The organism is Pseudomonas sp. LD120 (assembly GCF_009861525.1).
Taxonomy (GTDB): Bacteria; Pseudomonadota; Gammaproteobacteria; order Pseudomonadales; family Pseudomonadaceae; genus Aquipseudomonas.
The window spans coordinates 40,188-56,131 of the sequence record NZ_WVHL01000002.1 but is presented as its reverse complement, the minus strand read 5'-3'; the positions used below and the strand labels follow the sequence as shown (position 1 = coordinate 56,131).

Annotated in this window: 16 protein-coding genes; 4 read left to right on the top strand and 12 right to left on the bottom strand. The window is 65.9% G+C overall.

Annotation, left to right across the window (positions count from 1 at the left end; genetic code table 11):
• Window positions 1-79 precede the first annotated feature (79 nt).
• From PLD_RS03380 to gspG, 8 genes are all read right to left on the bottom strand, one after another.
• On the bottom strand, window positions 80-1,249 hold the full coding sequence (locus PLD_RS03380; RefSeq protein ID WP_159889835.1) for a substrate-binding domain-containing protein: 1,170 nt from the start codon (window positions 1,247-1,249) through the stop codon (window positions 80-82).
• Between the two features lie 421 nt (window positions 1,250-1,670).
• Complete coding sequence (gene gspF, locus PLD_RS03375) at window positions 1,671-2,882, bottom strand: type II secretion system inner membrane protein GspF (protein WP_159889833.1); 1,212 nt, start codon at window positions 2,880-2,882, stop codon at window positions 1,671-1,673.
• On the bottom strand, window positions 2,882-4,303 hold the full coding sequence (gene gspE, locus PLD_RS03370; protein ID WP_159889831.1) for a type II secretion system ATPase GspE: 1,422 nt from the start codon (window positions 4,301-4,303) through the stop codon (window positions 2,882-2,884). The genes gspF and gspE overlap by 1 nt, the downstream gene beginning before the upstream one ends.
• Before the next feature lie 941 nt (window positions 4,304-5,244).
• A complete protein-coding gene (gene gspD, locus PLD_RS03365; RefSeq protein WP_159889829.1) occupies window positions 5,245-7,635 on the bottom strand; it encodes a type II secretion system secretin GspD in 2,391 nt (796 codons plus the stop codon).
• The gene (gspM, locus tag PLD_RS03360; protein WP_159889827.1) at window positions 7,632-8,189 is read right to left on the bottom strand and encodes a type II secretion system protein GspM; all 558 of its coding nucleotides are present in this window, start codon (window positions 8,187-8,189) and stop codon (window positions 7,632-7,634) included. Before gspM ends, gspD begins: the two co-directional genes overlap by 4 nt.
• Window positions 8,182-9,351 (bottom strand): type II secretion system protein GspL, encoded by a 1,170-nt coding sequence (gene gspL, locus PLD_RS03355; protein WP_159889825.1) that lies wholly within the window; start codon window positions 9,349-9,351, stop codon window positions 8,182-8,184. The genes gspM and gspL overlap by 8 nt, the downstream gene beginning before the upstream one ends.
• Window positions 9,348-10,325 carry a type II secretion system minor pseudopilin GspK gene (gspK, locus tag PLD_RS03350; protein ID WP_256674532.1) on the bottom strand — a complete coding sequence of 326 codons (978 nt, stop codon included), beginning with the start codon at window positions 10,323-10,325 and terminating at the stop codon, window positions 9,348-9,350. Before gspK ends, gspL begins: the two co-directional genes overlap by 4 nt.
• 8 nt (window positions 10,326-10,333) lie before the next feature.
• Window positions 10,334-10,774, bottom strand: a complete 441-nt coding sequence (gene gspG, locus PLD_RS03345; RefSeq protein WP_159889823.1) for a type II secretion system major pseudopilin GspG — start codon at window positions 10,772-10,774, stop codon at window positions 10,334-10,336.
• 150 nt (window positions 10,775-10,924) lie between these two features.
• Here gspG and gspI point away from each other — a divergent pair, with 150 nt between their 5' ends.
• Window positions 10,925-11,308, top strand: coding sequence for a type II secretion system minor pseudopilin GspI (gspI, locus tag PLD_RS03340; protein WP_159889821.1), 384 nt, complete (start codon window positions 10,925-10,927; stop codon window positions 11,306-11,308).
• Between the two features lie 3 nt (window positions 11,309-11,311).
• Here the strand turns inward: gspI and PLD_RS03335 are convergent, their stop codons facing one another.
• Window positions 11,312-11,752 (bottom strand): type II secretion system protein N, encoded by a 441-nt coding sequence (locus PLD_RS03335; RefSeq protein WP_159889819.1) that lies wholly within the window; start codon window positions 11,750-11,752, stop codon window positions 11,312-11,314.
• Between the two features lie 118 nt (window positions 11,753-11,870).
• Here PLD_RS03335 and gspH point away from each other — a divergent pair, with 118 nt between their 5' ends.
• Together gspH and PLD_RS03325 are read left to right on the top strand one after the other, a co-directional pair.
• Window positions 11,871-12,332 (top strand): type II secretion system minor pseudopilin GspH, encoded by a 462-nt coding sequence (gene gspH, locus PLD_RS03330; protein ID WP_159889818.1) that lies wholly within the window; start codon window positions 11,871-11,873, stop codon window positions 12,330-12,332.
• Window positions 12,329-12,937 carry a type II secretion system protein GspJ gene (locus tag PLD_RS03325; RefSeq protein ID WP_159889816.1) on the top strand — a complete coding sequence of 203 codons (609 nt, stop codon included), beginning with the start codon at window positions 12,329-12,331 and terminating at the stop codon, window positions 12,935-12,937. Before gspH ends, PLD_RS03325 begins: the two co-directional genes overlap by 4 nt.
• 136 nt (window positions 12,938-13,073) lie before the next feature.
• Here the strand turns inward: PLD_RS03325 and PLD_RS03320 are convergent, their stop codons facing one another.
• From PLD_RS03320 to PLD_RS03310, 3 genes are read right to left on the bottom strand one after another with little or no spacing between them, the layout of a single operon-like run.
• Window positions 13,074-14,024: a FecR family protein gene (locus PLD_RS03320; RefSeq protein WP_159889814.1), complete on the bottom strand. Its 951-nt coding sequence runs from the start codon at window positions 14,022-14,024 to the stop codon at window positions 13,074-13,076.
• Between the two features lie 38 nt (window positions 14,025-14,062).
• Window positions 14,063-14,608: an RNA polymerase sigma factor gene (locus tag PLD_RS03315; protein WP_159889812.1), complete on the bottom strand. Its 546-nt coding sequence runs from the start codon at window positions 14,606-14,608 to the stop codon at window positions 14,063-14,065.
• On the bottom strand, window positions 14,605-15,255 hold the full coding sequence (locus PLD_RS03310; RefSeq protein ID WP_159890815.1) for an STN domain-containing protein: 651 nt from the start codon (window positions 15,253-15,255) through the stop codon (window positions 14,605-14,607). Before PLD_RS03310 ends, PLD_RS03315 begins: the two co-directional genes overlap by 4 nt.
• Before the next feature lie 250 nt (window positions 15,256-15,505).
• Between PLD_RS03310 and PLD_RS03305 the strand changes: the two genes are divergently transcribed.
• Complete coding sequence (locus PLD_RS03305; protein WP_159889810.1) at window positions 15,506-15,817, top strand: hypothetical protein; 312 nt, start codon at window positions 15,506-15,508, stop codon at window positions 15,815-15,817.
• Window positions 15,818-15,944: the final 127 nt, after the last annotated feature.

Genomic DNA, 15,944 nt, shown 5'->3' with positions numbered 1-15,944 from the left:
TGTAGGTGCCCCACAACAAAAAATCGGCAACGGCCCAAGCCGTTGCCGATCAGCGATTGCCGTGGGCAAAACGTGCGCGTTACAGCGGACGACCGATGCCGTTGCAGACGCTGGTGTTACCGATGCTCAAACCGCTGGAGGTGGTGACGAAGGCGCCACGAATGGCGGTCTTCCAGGCTGCGGGCAGTGGCACGAAACGGTTGTTTTTGATCGCGTTGTCGTTGTTGGTCAACGAACTGGAACCGTAGTGACGAGCAAAGAAGGTGCGCACTTGCGAGGTCTGGGTGGCGTCGGCGTAGCACTGGCTGAACACCAGGTTGGTGAAACCCAGGATCGGGTAGCCGGTGGTGGGGTATGGCACCACGCTTGGATCGGTGGCGCTGGTGCTGGCGGCGAACACCGGGACCCAGTTGTTGGGTTTGTTCAAGTCAACGCTGGGGACCGGTACTGCGTTGATGGCGGCCGAAACGTTGGCAGGTGCAGGCGAAGCGCCGGCAACCTTGGCCACTTTGGTGGCGTCATCCAGACCGGCCAGCGTGGCGGCCGCGTAGTCCGGGCTCATGTAGGTGATACGACCGTCGCCCGCGTTCAGCGCATCCATCACGCCTTGGCTGGTGACCGCGGCCACGGCACCGGCCGGCAGGCCGCCCGAGTAGCTGGACGCGAAGTTGGTGGTCACCGCGAAAGTGCCGGTCTCGGCGCACTTGGCGTTGAGGAAGCGGGTAAACAGCTCGGTGGTACCGCTGCTTTCGTTGCGATACACCACGGTGATCGCGCCGGTACGGCCTGAACCTGCGATCTGGCTCCAGTCAGAGACACGCCCGGAGAACACACCGCACAGGTCGTTGACGCTCAGGTCGACGGCAGCGCTGCCCGCCTTGTTGAACGGAACGGCCACCGAGGTGGCCACCGAAGGCACCTGGATCAGCGGGCCCCAGGCCGCGTTGTGATTGGCAACGTAGTTGGCCAGCTCGGTGGCGCTGAGCTTGGAGTCGCTACCCGCCCAGTGCACGTTCTTGCCGGTGGTGCCGGCCACGAACTTGCTGTAGTCGTTGTTCAGGAAGGCCGCCTTGCCGTTGCCGCTGCCTACGCCGATATAGGGCGCGAAGCCGGCGGTCAGTACGCCGGAGGTCTGGTACAGCGGTTGTGGCAGGGTGGCGCCACCGCCGTTGATGTCAGCCATTGCAGCTTGTGCCGAGCACAGGGCTGCCAGGGTCAGGGATGCCGCCAGAACATTGCGCTTAAACATGAAGAATCTCCTTTCGTCGTGTTCGTACGTTGGGTGAATAGCTCTTGCATGACGCCATGACGCTCAGGCCACAAGCCTTGATCCAGACGGCTTGATGGGTGAGGCCATGGAAAGAGAAGTTCGCAGTTTCCGGTGACAGATAAAGGAAAAAACCTCGGGAGAAGCCAGGCATTTTGGCGGCGGATTCTCGGGTGTTTGCCCAGAGGCTCCGGCCGCTGCGCCAGCCCCCGCGCACAGGCTCAGCCCCTCTGTCCGCAGCAGCCGGCGCCCGGCACCGGCAGCGCTGGCGGCAGGCGCGGAAGATGACAGAACGAGGAACCCGAGGATCGTTGCCGACAGACTCGGGAGCGCGGCCAACGACCTGAAACATCCTCCGAGGCATAACCCCGTGGCGAGCAAGCCGGCACCCTCGGCGCGCGCCTCAGGTCACCAGTTGATTGATCTCAATGATCGGCAACAGCACCGCCATGACGATCACCAGCACCACGCCGCCCATGACCACGATCATCAAGGGTTCGAGCAGCGCGGTCATGCCCATGGCCCGGCGCTCGATATCCCGCGACAGCGTCTGCGCCGCCCGCTCCAGCATCGGTGGCAAGGCACCGGTCTTTTCACCGCTGGCGATCAAGTGAATCAGTACCGGTGGAAACACCTTCTCCACCCGCAGCGCCGCCGCCAGACTGACGCCCTCGCGGACCTTGGCCGTGGCCTCGCCAACGCTCTGGCTCAGACGCTGGTTGGACAGGGTCTGGCGCGCCGCGTCCAGGGCTCGCAGCAGCGGCACCCCGGCGCCGCCGAGGATCGCCAGGGTCGAGGCAAAACGCGCGGTATTGAGCCCCACGACAAACCGCCCGATCAGCGGCAAGCGCAAGATCCGGCTGTGCCAACGCAGCCGCGCCTGGGGGTTGCGCAAATACAGGCGCCAACCGCAGAACCCGGCCAGCATGCCCCCCAGGCACAGCCCGCCCCAGGCGCGGATGAAGTCGCTGGCGTTGAGCATGGCCAGGGTCAGCCCGGGCAGATCCTGACGCGCCTGGGAAAAAGCGCTGACCACTTGGGGCACCACGTAGCTGAGCAAGAAAATCACAATGGCGATCGACACCAGCCCCACCACGCCCGGGTAGATGAACGCAGTGAGGATCTTGCCCCGCAGGTTGTTGCGCTCCTCGATGTAATCCGCCAGACGCTCCATGACCTGGGCCAGATCGCCGGACTCCTCCCCCGCGGCAATCAGCGCCCGGTAGATCTCCGGAAAGTCCCGGGGGCGTGCCGCCAAGGCTTCGGCTAGGCGCATGCCGCTGCGCACATCGCTGCGCACCGCACTCAGGGTCTGGGCGATGTGCTTGCGCTCGGCCTGCTCCACCGTGGCACTCAACGCCGCCTCCAGCGGCAGACGAGCCCCCAGCAAGCTGGCCAGTTGCCGCGTGGCCCAGGCCAAGTCGTTGTCCGAAAGCCTGGCGCTGAACAGCCCCGCTGCTGCGCCGGGGCCGTTGTCGTGCGCCAACTGCACCTGCAAAGCGGTCAACCCGCGACTGCGCAGACTGGCAAAGGCCGCGCCCTGGCTGTCGGCTTCCAGGTAGCCGGATTGCACCTTGCCCACGGCATCGGCGGCTTCATAACGATAGCGATTCATCAGGCGTCCCGTGTCACACGCAAGATTTCTTCCATTGCGCTGGCACCGCTGCGCACCCAGCGCTCGCCGTCCTCACGCATGCTCAGCATTCCCGCCCGCCGCGCCGCGCCGCGCAACGCCTGCTCATCGGCGCCCTGGTGAATCAGGCCGCGAAGTTCATCGTCAAGGCAAAACAACTCATGAATCCCGGTGCGGCCGCTGTAACCGATGTGATTACACGCCGCGCACCCCACCGGGCGCCAGGTGCCGGGACTGGCCGGATCCGGCGCCTTGCAATGCGGGCACAGGCGCCGCACCAGGCGCTGGGCCAGCACCCCGAGCAGCGACGAGGCCAGCAGGAAAGGCTCCACGCCCATGTCGATCAGACGATTGACCGCCGACACCGCGTCGTTGGTGTGCAGGGTCGCCAGCACCAAATGCCCGGTCAGCGACGCCTGGACCGCGATCTGCGCGGTTTCCAGGTCGCGGATCTCACCGATCATGATCACGTCCGGGTCCTGGCGCAGAATCGCCCGCAGCGCCAGAGCGAAGGTCATGTCGATCTTGGCGTTGACCTGAATCTGGCTGATGCCCGGCAGGTCGTATTCCACCGGGTCCTCGACGGTGAGGATATTGCTGGTGCTGGCGTCCAGCCGCGCCAGGGCGGCGTAAAGGCTGGTGGTCTTGCCGCTGCCGGTGGGCCCGGTGACCAGAACGATACCGTGGGGCTGACGAATCAACCCGTCGAGCCGCGCCAGCAGGTCCGGGTCCATGCCCAGGGTCTCCAATTGCAGACGTCCGGCCTGCTTGTCCAGCAAGCGCATCACCACCCGTTCGCCGTGGCCGGTGGGCACCGTGGACACACGGATATCGATCGGCCGCCCGGCCACCCGCAGGGCAATGCGGCCGTCCTGGGGCAGGCGTTTTTCGGCGATATCCAACTGCGCCATGATCTTGATCCGCGACACCAGCGCGCCGTGCAGCGCCTTACGCGGCGAGACCACGTCGCGCAGGGTGCCGTCGACCCGGTAGCGCACCACCGAGTGAGTCTCGAAGGGTTCGATATGGATATCGCTGGCCTCATCCCGCGCGGCCTGGGTGAGCAAGGCGTTGATCATGCGGATCACCGGCGCGCCGTCCTGGGTGTCCAGCAGGTCGGTGATTTCCGGCATGTCCTGCATCAGGCGGTCCAGGTCCACCTCATTCTCCGCCGCACCGACCACCGCCGCGGCGCTGCCGGTGTCGGCGTAGGCCGTGGCCAACAGACCGTCGAGCTCGTCGTCGCGAATGCGTTCCAGGCGCGCGGGGCCGAACTGGCGGCGGGCTTCGCTGATGGACCAGCCGGGGGTCGAGGGGCAGACCAGTAGGGTGGCGCCCTGCTCGCTGTGGCGCAGGAGGATGCGTTGGGATTTGGCCCAGGCGTAGGGGAGCTGGGTGGTCATGCTTGTGTCTCCTGGTGGGGTGCATATCCGGGACTGCGGGTGTGGCTGATTACGGTTTTTGTTCTTACCGTGGGTTTGGGTACATATCCGTTCTTGCGGGTGCGGCGGCTTACGGTTCCGCTCTTACAGCGGCTCACTTTTGAAAAGCGCAAAAGGTGAGCAAAACGCTCTGCCCCTCCACTCGGTGCCTCGCATAGCGAGGCATGCCCTCACTCCGGCATTGATCCGTGGGCCGCCGCAATGGGCCATCCATGGCCCAGTGCGGCTAACCCGGCGTCCTGCCGGGTTACCCACGGCTCAATGCCTGCGTTCGGCCATCGTGGTTAACGGGGCGGTCAGATCAAGATCAAGATCAAAATCTGACGGCGGCCTGCCGGCCGACCTGTTTCATTGCCGTTCGCGTTACCTGTAGCCGGCCTGCGCACCTTGGTTTTAGCTTTGGCTTTTGATCTTGATCTTGATCTTGATCTTGATCTTCCGGCCCCTTCCCAGCCGGCCGAGCGTAGGCGTTGCGTAGGGGGCAGCTCGGCATGGATGCCGAGCTAGCCGCCACCCGGCCATGGATGGCCGGTTGGCGGCGGGCCCCCGGAGTAATGCCGAAGCGAGGGAACCCCGAGCCCCAGCGAGGGGCCCATGGAGGGGCAAGCGTTTTTTGGTTCCTTTTTTTGGCGTTTGAAAAAAAGGGACTCGCCGTAAGGGCGAAACCATAAGCCGCCGCACCCGCAGCAACGGATATGTACACCACCTCCACGCCATAAAAACGAAACCACCAGCCGCCGTTACCGCAGCACCGGATATGGACCCCGTCAACCTCGCCGCAAAGACAAAACCGCAAACCACCGCAACGGATATGTGCCCCCTCCATTGGCCGTCAAAGCCCCCGCGAAAGTGGCCATGACCACAACAACGGACATAGGCTCCATGCCTCTGAATGAACACCTTCATTGCACCGGCACCGCCCTGATCGTCGCCCGCGGCCCCTGCCCAACCCCAGGCGTCTGCAACGACACCGGCACCGCCCCGGGAATCGCCTTGCTCGCCGCCGGCAACTGCGGCGCTTGCATATCCGGCAGCGCCCAGCTGCGCTCCGGCTGCAACTGCCCCTGGGCACGTCGCATGAAGTCATAACGATTGAGGGTGATGCTGCGCCCCGCGCCACTGTCGCGGATGATGTAAGGCCGCAGAAACACCATCAGGTTGGTCTTGGTGATGCTGCGTTTCTCGCTGCGAAACAAGGCCCCGATCCCCGGGATGCTCGACAGCCACGGCACCGCGTCGTTGCTCTGGCTGTAGCCGTCCTGCAGTAAACCGCCGAGGACCATGATCTGTCCGTCATCCAGGAGGATGCTGGTGTCGATCGCGCGTTTGTTGGTCACAGTCCCGGCGTCCACCGAAGCCCGGGGGTCGACGCTGCTGACTTCCTGGTAGATGTCCAGCTTGACCGTGCCGCCTTCGGAGATCTGCGGCCGGACGTTGAGTTTCAAGCCCACTTCCTCACGCTGCACGGTCTGGAACGGGTTGTTGCTGGTGCCGCCACCGCCGGTGACGTAGCTGCCGGTGACAAAGGGAATGGTCTGGCCAACGAAGATGCTCGCCGCTTCGTTGTCCAGGGTCAGCAGGTTCGGCGTCGACAGCACGTTGGTCCCGCCTTTGCTTTTCAAGGCGCGGGCCAGGACTTTGAGGTCGAGCACTTTGCCGATTCCCGGAATATCGACGGCGCCGTCGACCAGGCCGATGTTCAGGCCCTTGGGCAAAACGTCGAGGCTGGTCTTGCTGTTGGGGCTGGCGAGCAGCCCACTGCCGCCGAGGTTGACCCCGCCAAAGCCGCCACGCCCACCCAGGTTGCCGGCCTGCCACTGCACGCCGAATTCGCTGGCGTCGTCTTCGCCCACTTCGACAATCAGGCTTTCGATCACCACTTGAGCGCGACGCTGGTCGAGTTGGTCGATGACTTCCCGCAGGTTGCGGTACAGCGGGTCGGGGGCGGAAATCAGCAAGGTGTTGGTGGTGGCGTCGGCCTGGAGGGTCACCCCGCCGGCACTGAAGGCGGTGTTCTGATCGCTGGCCTGGCCACTGCTACTGGCGCCGCCGCTGGCACTGTTGCCTTGGCCGTAGGCACCGCCGCTGCCACGGCTGCTGTTGAGGCTGGCGCCGGCAGTGGGCGTGCCGCCGCTGTTGGGCGTGCTGGCCTGGCCGTTCAGGCCGCCGCCCATGCCGCTGAGCATGGCCCGGGCAGCGTCGCTGGTGCCGCTGTCGCTTTCACCGGTGAGCAAACCACGCAAGGCCTGGGCCAGTTTGCCGGCCTGGGCATTGCGCAGGTAGACCACGTGCAGGTTGCTGGGGTTGCTTTGGGCGTTGTCCAGTTTATAGATCAGGTTGCGCGCCAGCTCGGTGCGCTCGGGGCTGCCGGCGCGGATGATGATGGAGTTGGAGCGCGGGTCGCCGATCACACTGATCTTCTGAGTCGGGTCGCCACCCTGGGTGTCCAGCAGTTCTGCGACCATGGCCGCGATGTCCACGGCAATGCCGTTGTGCACCGCCACCACATCGGTGTCGATGGCGCTGGGGGTGTCGATGCCGTCGATGATCTGCGCCACTCGCTGCAGGTTCTCGGCGTAGTCGGTGATCACGATGCTGTTGTTGCCCGGGTAGGCATTGATCGGGTTGTTCGGCGAGACGATGGGCCGCAGCACCGGGATCAGGTTCACCGCGTTTTCATAGTGCAGGCGGAAGGTGCGGGTCAGCATGCCGTTGCCCGCCGGCTTGTCGGCGCTGTAGATCGGCCCGCCCAGCAGCTTGGCATCGGCTTCGGGCACCACCTGGGCCACCCCGCTCACGTCCACCACGCTAAAGCCTTGCATGCGCAGGGCCGCCAGCAGCATGTCGTAGGCCTGATGAGCCGGCACCTGGCCCTCGCTGACCAGGGTCAGGTTGCCCTTGACCCGCGGGTCCACCAAGAACTGCTGGCCGGTGGCGCGGGACAAGGCGCGCACCACCGCCTGAATGTCGGCCTCCACGAAGTTCAATTGCACCGGCTGATCCCCCAGCGGGTTGCGCGGCACGCTGCCGCGTGGCGGGCGCTGGCCAGGACGGCTGTTGGTCACCGGGTGCAGGACTTTCGGGCGCGCGGCCTGTTGCCCCTGCAAGCGCTGGCGATCCACCAGGGCATCACCGCTGCGCCGGGTGTCGGCCAGGGGTTGGCCCAGCTCACTGTCCACCAATAAGGGTGGCGTCATGTTGGATGGGGTGTGGCTGCAGGCCCCCAGTGCCAGCAGCAGAAACGGCGCGACCTTGCGACACTGGCGCGCGTAGTTGAAACCTGAGCCCTTCATGAAGCGTCCTTAGCGCCCTGCGCCTGATCCATGCGAACGGTCCCGGACAGGGTGCCTGCCGAGTCTTGGGCGGCGGCGCCCGTGCGTTGCAAGCGGGCCTCCACCACCTGCAATGACAGCTGCCCGGGAGCCCCCAGCAACCAGCCGACCACGGCATCCGCCGGGGCCTGTTCAAAGGTCAATCGCCAGCATTGGGGGCAGGTTTGATCCGGCTGTAGCAATTGGTAATGGTCCTGGAGCCCGGCCCCGTCCAGGGTCTGGCGCAGGGCTTGGGCGAGGTCCTGGGCAGCGTCGCCACCCATCGCGGCTTCCTGCAGCAGCACGTCGAGGGCCTGGGCTTGGGCGTGCAGCTTGGGGGTTTCGGCTTGCCAATAAGCGATCGTCTTCAGCGGTGGCTCGATCAGCGCCAGCCACAGCAACAGGCCCAGCAGGCCGGTGGCGGTGGCGCTGAGCAGGCGTTTCTCCCGCCGCGCCAAGGCGCTCCAATGACCTTGGAGCTGAGCCCGAAACTGCGCGTAACGCGCCTGAGCATGCTGCCACCGTGCCTTACTCATGATCGTCTTCCGTGACCGTCTCAAGGGCATCGGCCACCGGCGCCGCGATCGGGCCCAGGGTCCAGCCATTGCCCTGGTGCTGGGCGCTGTAGCCGGCCTTGGCCAACGCCTGCTGCCAGGCGTCATCGGCGCTGTTGGGGGTGTCTGCCAGCAGCTCCAGCTGCAAGCGGTTATTGGCAAAACTCAGGCCCTGCACGCTGCCGGCGATAAAAGGCATGGCGTTGCCGGCCTGCCGCACCAGGTTGGCGAACCCCTGGCTCGGGTCCGCCGCGCCGCTCTGACGCGCGGCCAATTGTTGCCGAGCCTGTTGCAGGGGGTTGAGCACCACCGGCAATTCGGGAAACACCTGCTGGACCCGCTGGCTCATCTGCGTCTTGAGCCGCCGGCCTTGCTCGGCTTCGCGGCTCGCATACAGGTTCAGGCCAACGACCCAGACCAGCAGCGCCAGGGCCAAGCTCCCCAGGGCCCGGCCCCAGCCCTTGGCCGCCGCGCTGTCGGCCACGGCGCCACCGTGCAAGCCCCACGCGGGCGGCTTGCCGCTCCAGCGGTGCACAGCCGACAGCGCCTGCAGCGGTGCCGGCGCGTCGTCACCGATCCAGCGCAGCTCGCGCTCCGAGGCGTGCACCTGGGCCAGGGGTTCGTCCATCCACGGCTGCACGCTGCCCTGCTCGATGCTCTGGCGCAACAGCCAGTAATCGTCGACCCGGCACAGGTTCACCTGCCCAGGCTCGGGCACCGCCAAGGCATAAGGCGCCGGATACAGGCCCTCAAGTTTCAACCCTGCCTGCTGCAACAAGCGTCCCAGGGCCTGCAGCGCGGTCTTGGGCAACCAGCTCAATGCCACCTGACCCTGGGCATCGCGGGCGCCATGGGCCACGTGCATCGATTCGCTGGGACCAAGAATCAGTGCCTGGGCGGCGCAACTCACCGCGGCCTTGATCCGTGCCGCCGGCAAGGGCGGCAGTTCGATGCAGGTCAGCAGGCTGTCCACCGGATGCAGGTAGCACTCCAGGGCAATGGCTTGGCGGCCCTGGCGCAACTGCGCCAGGGCACGGTTGCCCACTTCAAGCACCCGCCCGGCACGATCGAGTCGGGCAAATGCCACCGGACTGTGCAGGCTCAACTGCGCCAGAGGCGGCAAGCCAATGCGCAAGCGGCTCATGCGCCCACCCGCGACCAGATCACCTCGGGCATGCGGTCCTCGGGACGGTACAGCAAGGCCTCCAGGCTGACCCGGCGTCGATCCTGGCGACCCTGGCCCACCAGCAGGAACCATTCACTGGTGATACCGACCTGGACCTGATCCACCACCACCTCCGGCAGGCGCAGGCGATTGACGAAATCGCCCCGGTTGATGAACCAGTGCCCGGCGTCGCGCTCCGCCACCAGGGCCCTGGCCCGCGCCAGCGTCAACCCTGGAACCACCGCTGCCAGCACTTCGGGGCGTGCGGTGTTGCCGTTGATCCAGGTGTTGCCGGGCAAGAGACTGACGTACTGCTCAAGCCGCGCCAGCCGCGCCGAACTCAAGCCGCGCAGGCCCCGCAGGTCGTCCAGGCTGCGCAACATCGGCTGTTTGGCGGGTACGACCAGGGCCTCGGCGGCGGGCAGGCGAGCGCTGTTGAACGCACCAGACGTGTGACTCGCCGACGGCGCGCGCGGCAGGCGCTGCGGGTAAGACGCGATCACCCGCTGGCTGATGCGCCGGCTCAGGGCGAGGTCGATACCGATCAACTGGCACAGCCGTTCAAAGCTCTGCAACTGTGGGCTGTCGACTTGGTCGTGCAACACCAGATTGCGCAGGTTGAACTTGCCTTGCTGGTCTTGCAGGGTTCCTTGGAACGCACCACCGAGCGCGCCCAGGGCCTGCTCGTTGATCGGCCGCGCCCAGGCCTGATCGAGACGGGTCAGCACATCCTGCTGGCGCGCCTGCCAAAGCGCTTGCCGGCTGTATTCCAGGCCGCCCTCAAGCACCCCGGTCGCCCTCACGCGGCCCTGCTCGGCTTCCACCGCACGCATGAACGAGGCCTGCCGGGTGAGCATGGCGCCCGCCATCACCGCCACCACGGCGGCGATCAGCAAGGCACTGATGATGGCCATGCCGCGTTGCTGCGGCGCTGCACGAAAATCGACGTTCATGGTCGCGCCTAGAGCTGCCAGGAACCGATATCAGCATTCACCCCGTCGCCGTCGGGCTGGCCGTCGGCACCGAGGGAGAACACGTCCACTTCGCCGTTGGCGCCGGGATTGAGGTAGTGGTAGGGCCGCCCCCAGGGATCGTTGGGCAAGCGCTCCAGGTAGGAGCGCCAATGACTGTCCTTGGCATCGCCCGGACGCTCCACCAGCACCTTCAAGCCCTGGTTCAGGCTCGGGTAGCCGCCGTGATCCAGGCGGTACAGTTTCAGGGCCTGCATCAGCCCGGCGATGTCCTGTTTGGCCGCCGTGGCACGTGCCTGGTCCGGGCGGTCCAGCACCTTGGGCACCACCATCGCGGCGAGAATCCCGAGGATCACCACCACCACCATGATCTCGATCAAGGTAAAACCACGCTGGCCACGAGGCAGCGACGTTACAGGCGCGATATCCATCTCGACATTCCTTGGCTTGAGTTCGATTCGTCGCGCAGTGTTGCAAGAATATATGTCAGTGATATTGAAGAACCTCGGGAGCTTCAGTCGCCATTCGGTCAAGCCCGAGCGTTAGCTTGTAGCCCTGTCTCCCCCGGTTTAGAGCGGCCCATGCACACCCTGCGCAAGCAAGCTGGATTTACCTTGATCGAGGTGCTGGTGGCCCTGGCCATCATTGCCGTGGCGATGTCGGCGGCGGTGCGCGTGGCCGGGGTGATGACCCAGGGCAATGGCCTGCTGCGGGACAAATCCCTGGCCCTGCTGGCGGCCCAGAGCCGTCTGGCCGAATTGCGCCTGCAAGGCCGCGTAAGCCTGGGCTTCAAGAGCGTTGACTGCGACCAGGGACGGCTCAGGTTGCGTTGCGAGCAGAGCACTGCGCCCGGCGGCCAAGGGTTGCTGCGGGTCACGGTGCAGGTGCGCGACCGCAGCCGCGAAGCGCCGCCCCTGGCGCGACTGGACACCCTGCTCGGCCGCCCCTGGGTGCGTCGTCAGTGAGGCTCAGCGGGTCAGGCGCGGCAGATTGGGGGCGTCCGGCAGCGTGCTGACCTTGATCCGCGACTGCTCAGCGCCACGTTCGATGAGCACAGCATCGGCTTCGATGGCGACCAGGCGCACGCCCGAACTCAGGTGCTCGCCGACCAGAAAGCTGCGCGGCGGGCCGTCGTTCAATTGCAGGATCGCCACCGCGCCGCGAGCGCCGGCCAGCACCCCAGAGACGCTGATCTGCACTGGCGCCGTCTGCTGCGCAAACCACTGCAGGGCCGGGTTGTCCACGCGGGCGGCGCGCATCTGCGCAGGTACCTGCGGGGTGTGTGACTCGGCGGGAGTCAACAGCAGCGACGCCGTGCCAACGACCCCGACCAGCGCCGCCAGCAGCGCCGTCCATTGCAACAGTTGCGGGGCGCCGCAACGCGGGAACAGTTTCACAGTGCGCAGCATGGGCAGGACCTCCTGTTTGTCCGTTCCGCCAGCCTACAGGGCAAATCTCACGGTTTTATTTCACAGGACGATCATCTGCGTCGGGCAAGCTCAAGCCGTCGCCAACGAGAGCACGTCGATGCATACGGACACACAACGGGGCTTTACCCTGATCGAACTGATGGTGGTGCTGGTGATCATCGGCATCGCCAGCGCCGCCGTGGGCCTGAGCATCAAGCCCGACCCGCTGCGCTCCTTGCGCCAGGACGCCGAGCGCCTGGTGCAATTGCTGCGAGTGGCCCAGGCCGAAGCCCGCGCCGATGGCCGGCCGATCAGCTGGCACACCACCGCCAAGGGTTTTGCCTTCAGCCGTCGCGACGACAGCGGCACCGGCCTTGATGATTTTCGTCACGACCCACAACTGCGACCACGGCAGTGGCACACCCCCTCGCTGCAGGTGCGCATAACGCCCAAGCAGCGCCTGGTGCTGAACGCCGAATGGATCAACCCTCCGCTGCAAGTGGTGTTGTCCGATGGCCAGCACCGCCTCAGCGTCGAACGCAGCGCTGCCGGCCAACTGCGCCTGGTCAGCCCACCATGATCCGCCAGCAACGGGGGTTCACCCTGATCGAAGTGATGGTGGCGATCATGCTGATGGCCCTGGTCAGCCTGATTGCCTGGCGCGGCCTGGACAGCGTGAGCCGAGCCGACAGCCATCTCAAGGCCAGCACCGAGCAGACCGAAGCCTTGCTGCGCGCCCTCAACCAACTGGAGCGCGATGTGGCTCTGCGGGCCGGCACCCAATTGCGCGAGCCGAACCTGGGGGACAGCGAAGGCCCGGCGGCCGACAGCCCGGCGCCGCTGAGCGTACGCAGCTCCGACAGCAAGGGCTTTCGCCTGGACCTGATCCGCAGCGCCGCTCACCCGGGAAAAGGCCTACAGCGGGTGCGCTGGTGGCTCCAGGGCGACACCCTGTACCGCGCGGTGGCCGAGCCCCGGGACCGTTATCCGTTGCCGGCACCCACGCAAGCGGTGGCCGTGCTTGGCCAGGTCAGCGACCTGCAAGTGCGCGTCTGGGACGAAGACAAGGGCTGGCGCTCACTCAGCGGCAATCGCCAGGACAATCCCCCGGGCCTGGAGATCCGCCTGACCCGGCAAACGCCCCAGGGCGACGAACATTACCGCCAGGTGCTGGGGCCGCTGTAGGCGGCAGCTTCAAACGTCTTCGCTCCAAGTTTCAAGCTCCAAGCTCCAAGCTCCAAGCTCCAAGCTCCAAGCTCCAAGCTTGCGGCTTGCGGCTTGCGGCTTGCGGCTTGCGGCTTGCGGCTAAGTCTTTGGCTTTTCAACTGAGCAACACCACGCCACCGGGCAGTTCGGTGCATTTGGCGCCATAGGCGTCGCGAATCAGCAAGGCCACGCCCGCCAACTGGTTGAGGTTGAAACGCGCCTGGACCTTGCGCTGGCCCAACTCGGCATTGAGCAGCACCAGCATCCCTGGACGATAGCGGTTGATCTCGCTGATCACGGTGTCGAGGGTGGCGTTGTCGAACACCAGCACTTGCTCGCGCCAGGCAATCACCTTGCGCGGGTCCACCGCGTGCGGCTCACCGACGCGGTGCGCGTCGTAGGTCAGCTGGCGCCCGCTGTCCAGGCGAATGCTGCGCCCGGCCACCTGCACTTGCAGGCTGCCCTCGATACAGGTCACGCACACCTGCTGCTGGGTGTTGCGCAGGTTGAAGCGCGCCTGGCGAACGCTGAGCCAGCCCTGGCCGGCCTGGACGTTGAGCGGCTGCTGGCTTTGGCTGAAGACTTCCACCTCGCCCTCCAACAGTTCGATGCCCTGTTCCCCTGCGCCCAGGTCGCGACGGCTGATGCGGGTCTGGGTATTGAGTTCCAGGCTGACGCCCACCGCCAGATCCACTCGGCGCTGTTCGCCGACCGCGGTGACGTAGTCCGCGGTCAGCCCGGCAAAGCCGCCCGGCACGCTGGCGTGAACCATGAACAGCGCGGCGGAGGCGGCGATCGCCGTGCCCAAAAAGGCCCGCCGCCCCAGGGGCCGGGGCCGCGAGTGATGCTCGAGTTGCTCGGCGGCCGGTTGCAGGCAGTGCCACAGGGCTTTGGTCTGCTCGAAGGCGGCCGCGTGCTGCGGACTTTGCGCGCACCACTGGCGCAGAGCCTGAGCGTCGGCGGCGGTGGCCCGGCCCGAGGTCAAGAGGACCAGCCAGTCCTGGGCTTCGTTCAGCCGTTGCTGGTCCGCCGAGGCCCGGGGGGTAGAGATGCTAAAGATATTCAAACGCGCAGGTACTCACGGATTGATCAGAGACTCTGTTTCTAGGACGGTTTTCCGGCCCCGGGACCGAACCGCTGAATGACTTTTCTTTCAAGACGCAAGGCGCAATGCCCAAGAGCGGCCTTGATTTCTTTCTCCACCATCCGCGTGGAAATGCCGAAACGCCGGGAAATTTCCAGGTGTGGCGCTTCTTCCAGGCGCGCGGCGATAAAGATCTTGCGCCGCCGCGCTGGCAGCTCATACAGGGCCTTGAGCAGGGTCTGGATGTCTTTCTGACCGCCAACCACTCGCGACGGGTCCTGGGCCTCGTCGGCCACTTGCAGCAGTTCCTCGACCTCATCGCCGGTGAGCAGGCGGGCGTCGGACTGGCGGCGGTCAGCGGCGATGTTCAGGGCCATGCGATACAGGTAGGCGTTGGGTTGCAACAGGTTCGGCGGCTCTTCCATGCGGTCGACCCGCAGGTAGGTTTCATGCAGGACGTCGTTGGCCAGGTCCTCGGAGCCCAGGCGCCTGCGCAAGCGCACCCGAAAGTCCTCGTAGGATGTCAGGAACAGCCTGACCATCGTACTGTGTCCGGTACTTTTCATACCCCGGAAGCTCCTTCCCATTCCCTGCAATCCATGCGTTTCCCTGTTGTGTCCGGTATCAAGAGTAAGGTCAGCGGCTGACGCAACGAACTGGGCGCGCGAGCTTCGACCCGGGTCTGCGCCAGCCGCTGTACCAGAGCCTCATCACGGCGCCAATCACCAGTGGAACTCACCAGCCGACTGTATTGCACCGCCCCGTCGGCACCGACCCACAGCTGCAGCACGGCGCGAAAACGCCCCGGCCGGGTCATGGCCGAGGCGCACAGGCTGCGCTCTACCGCTCGCTGCACGGCGCTGGCGTAGCTGGAGTTGAGCCGCGCTACACGACGCGCCCGGGCACCGTGCTGCGCTACCGGCCCGGAGGCCGCTGGCACCTGCAGCGTGAACGCATCGTTGCGCGCGTAGCGGGCCATCAAGCCCGTGCCCGCCAGCAAGCGGGTCAAGCCCTCGCGAGCGCTGTAACGGCCGTTGACCCCCACCGAGCGCCGGCCTTGGGTCAGCTCGCGGTCCACCAGCACCGCCATCCCCGTGGCGCGGCTGAACCGCTCTAGCGCATCGGCCAGGTTCTGCGCCGGGATCTCCAGCGCCTGCCGGCTCTGCGAATCGACCCGAGGCGGCCCCGGGTCAGCACCCTGGACCCCGCCCATAGGCAGCAGCGTCAGCAGCACCAAGCCCAGCCCCCAGGTGGCCAAGCCCCCGTGCAGTGAAGTTCCGCGCCCGACCAGTGCTCTACCTCGCTGCACGACGGCTCAATCCTTGAAAAGCGTCATCCTGAGGGCAGTTTATGAACCTGGTATGACCGTCCCGGCAAAAAAACCATCACTTTTTCCGTCATGGGTTTGCTCTACACTCGGCCAGCATCAAGGCCCCGTTCTGCGGGCCCGCCAGGAGGCAGGAATGAATCGTTTAAGCCCATACATCACCGGGTTGCTGCTGGGCGCCCTGCCCGGGTGGCTGCACGCCGAAGAAGCCCGTGAAGGTTGCGTGGAAGTCAGCGTCGGCGGCTACAAGGCCCCCGACTACCAGTGCCTGAGCAAACAGATGGGCAACGACCCGCAGGCCGCGAAGGCCGCCCAGGCCAATCAACAAGCCCTGCAAGAGCCGGTCAACCAGCGTCCGCCCAACCAGGTGGGGCTGTCGACACCGGCGGCCACCGGGGTGCGCATGGGCAACACCTTCGGCACCTCGGTCAAACCGCAAAGGCCTTGAGCCGGTGGCGTCACGCGCGCCGTGGCAGGCGGCTGCCGGCGCATCGGGCCGGGCGCATTGAAAATCGGGGTTGGATATGCTCAGGTATACCGCTGGCTGCGTGCTCAAGGCCAAGTGGCTAAGCACT

What these genes read in the sequence shown, in the direction of transcription:
- PLD_RS03380 (WP_159889835.1), bottom strand. Translation starts at nt 1,249, where the DNA reads ATGTTTAAGCGCAATGTTCTGGCGGCATCCCTGACCCTGGCAGCCCTG.
- gspF (WP_159889833.1), bottom strand. Translation starts at nt 2,882, where the DNA reads ATGAATCGCTATCGTTATGAAGCCGCCGATGCCGTGGGCAAGGTGCAA.
- gspE (WP_159889831.1), bottom strand. Translation starts at nt 4,303, where the DNA reads ATGACCACCCAGCTCCCCTACGCCTGGGCCAAATCCCAACGCATCCTC.
- gspD (WP_159889829.1), bottom strand. Translation starts at nt 7,635, where the DNA reads ATGAAGGGCTCAGGTTTCAACTACGCGCGCCAGTGTCGCAAGGTCGCG.
- gspM (WP_159889827.1), bottom strand. Translation starts at nt 8,189, where the DNA reads ATGAGTAAGGCACGGTGGCAGCATGCTCAGGCGCGTTACGCGCAGTTT.
- gspL (WP_159889825.1), bottom strand. Translation starts at nt 9,351, where the DNA reads ATGAGCCGCTTGCGCATTGGCTTGCCGCCTCTGGCGCAGTTGAGCCTG.
- gspK (WP_256674532.1), bottom strand. Translation starts at nt 10,325, where the DNA reads ATGAACGTCGATTTTCGTGCAGCGCCGCAGCAACGCGGCATGGCCATC.
- gspG (WP_159889823.1), bottom strand. Translation starts at nt 10,774, where the DNA reads ATGGATATCGCGCCTGTAACGTCGCTGCCTCGTGGCCAGCGTGGTTTT.
- gspI (WP_159889821.1), top strand. Translation starts at nt 10,925, where the DNA reads ATGCACACCCTGCGCAAGCAAGCTGGATTTACCTTGATCGAGGTGCTG.
- PLD_RS03335 (WP_159889819.1), bottom strand. Translation starts at nt 11,752, where the DNA reads ATGCTGCGCACTGTGAAACTGTTCCCGCGTTGCGGCGCCCCGCAACTG.
- gspH (WP_159889818.1), top strand. Translation starts at nt 11,871, where the DNA reads ATGCATACGGACACACAACGGGGCTTTACCCTGATCGAACTGATGGTG.
- PLD_RS03325 (WP_159889816.1), top strand. Translation starts at nt 12,329, where the DNA reads ATGATCCGCCAGCAACGGGGGTTCACCCTGATCGAAGTGATGGTGGCG.
- PLD_RS03315 (WP_159889812.1), bottom strand. Translation starts at nt 14,608, where the DNA reads ATGAAAAGTACCGGACACAGTACGATGGTCAGGCTGTTCCTGACATCC.
- PLD_RS03310 (WP_159890815.1), bottom strand. Translation starts at nt 15,255, where the DNA reads ATGGGCGGGGTCCAGGGTGCTGACCCGGGGCCGCCTCGGGTCGATTCG.
- PLD_RS03305 (WP_159889810.1), top strand. Translation starts at nt 15,506, where the DNA reads ATGAATCGTTTAAGCCCATACATCACCGGGTTGCTGCTGGGCGCCCTG.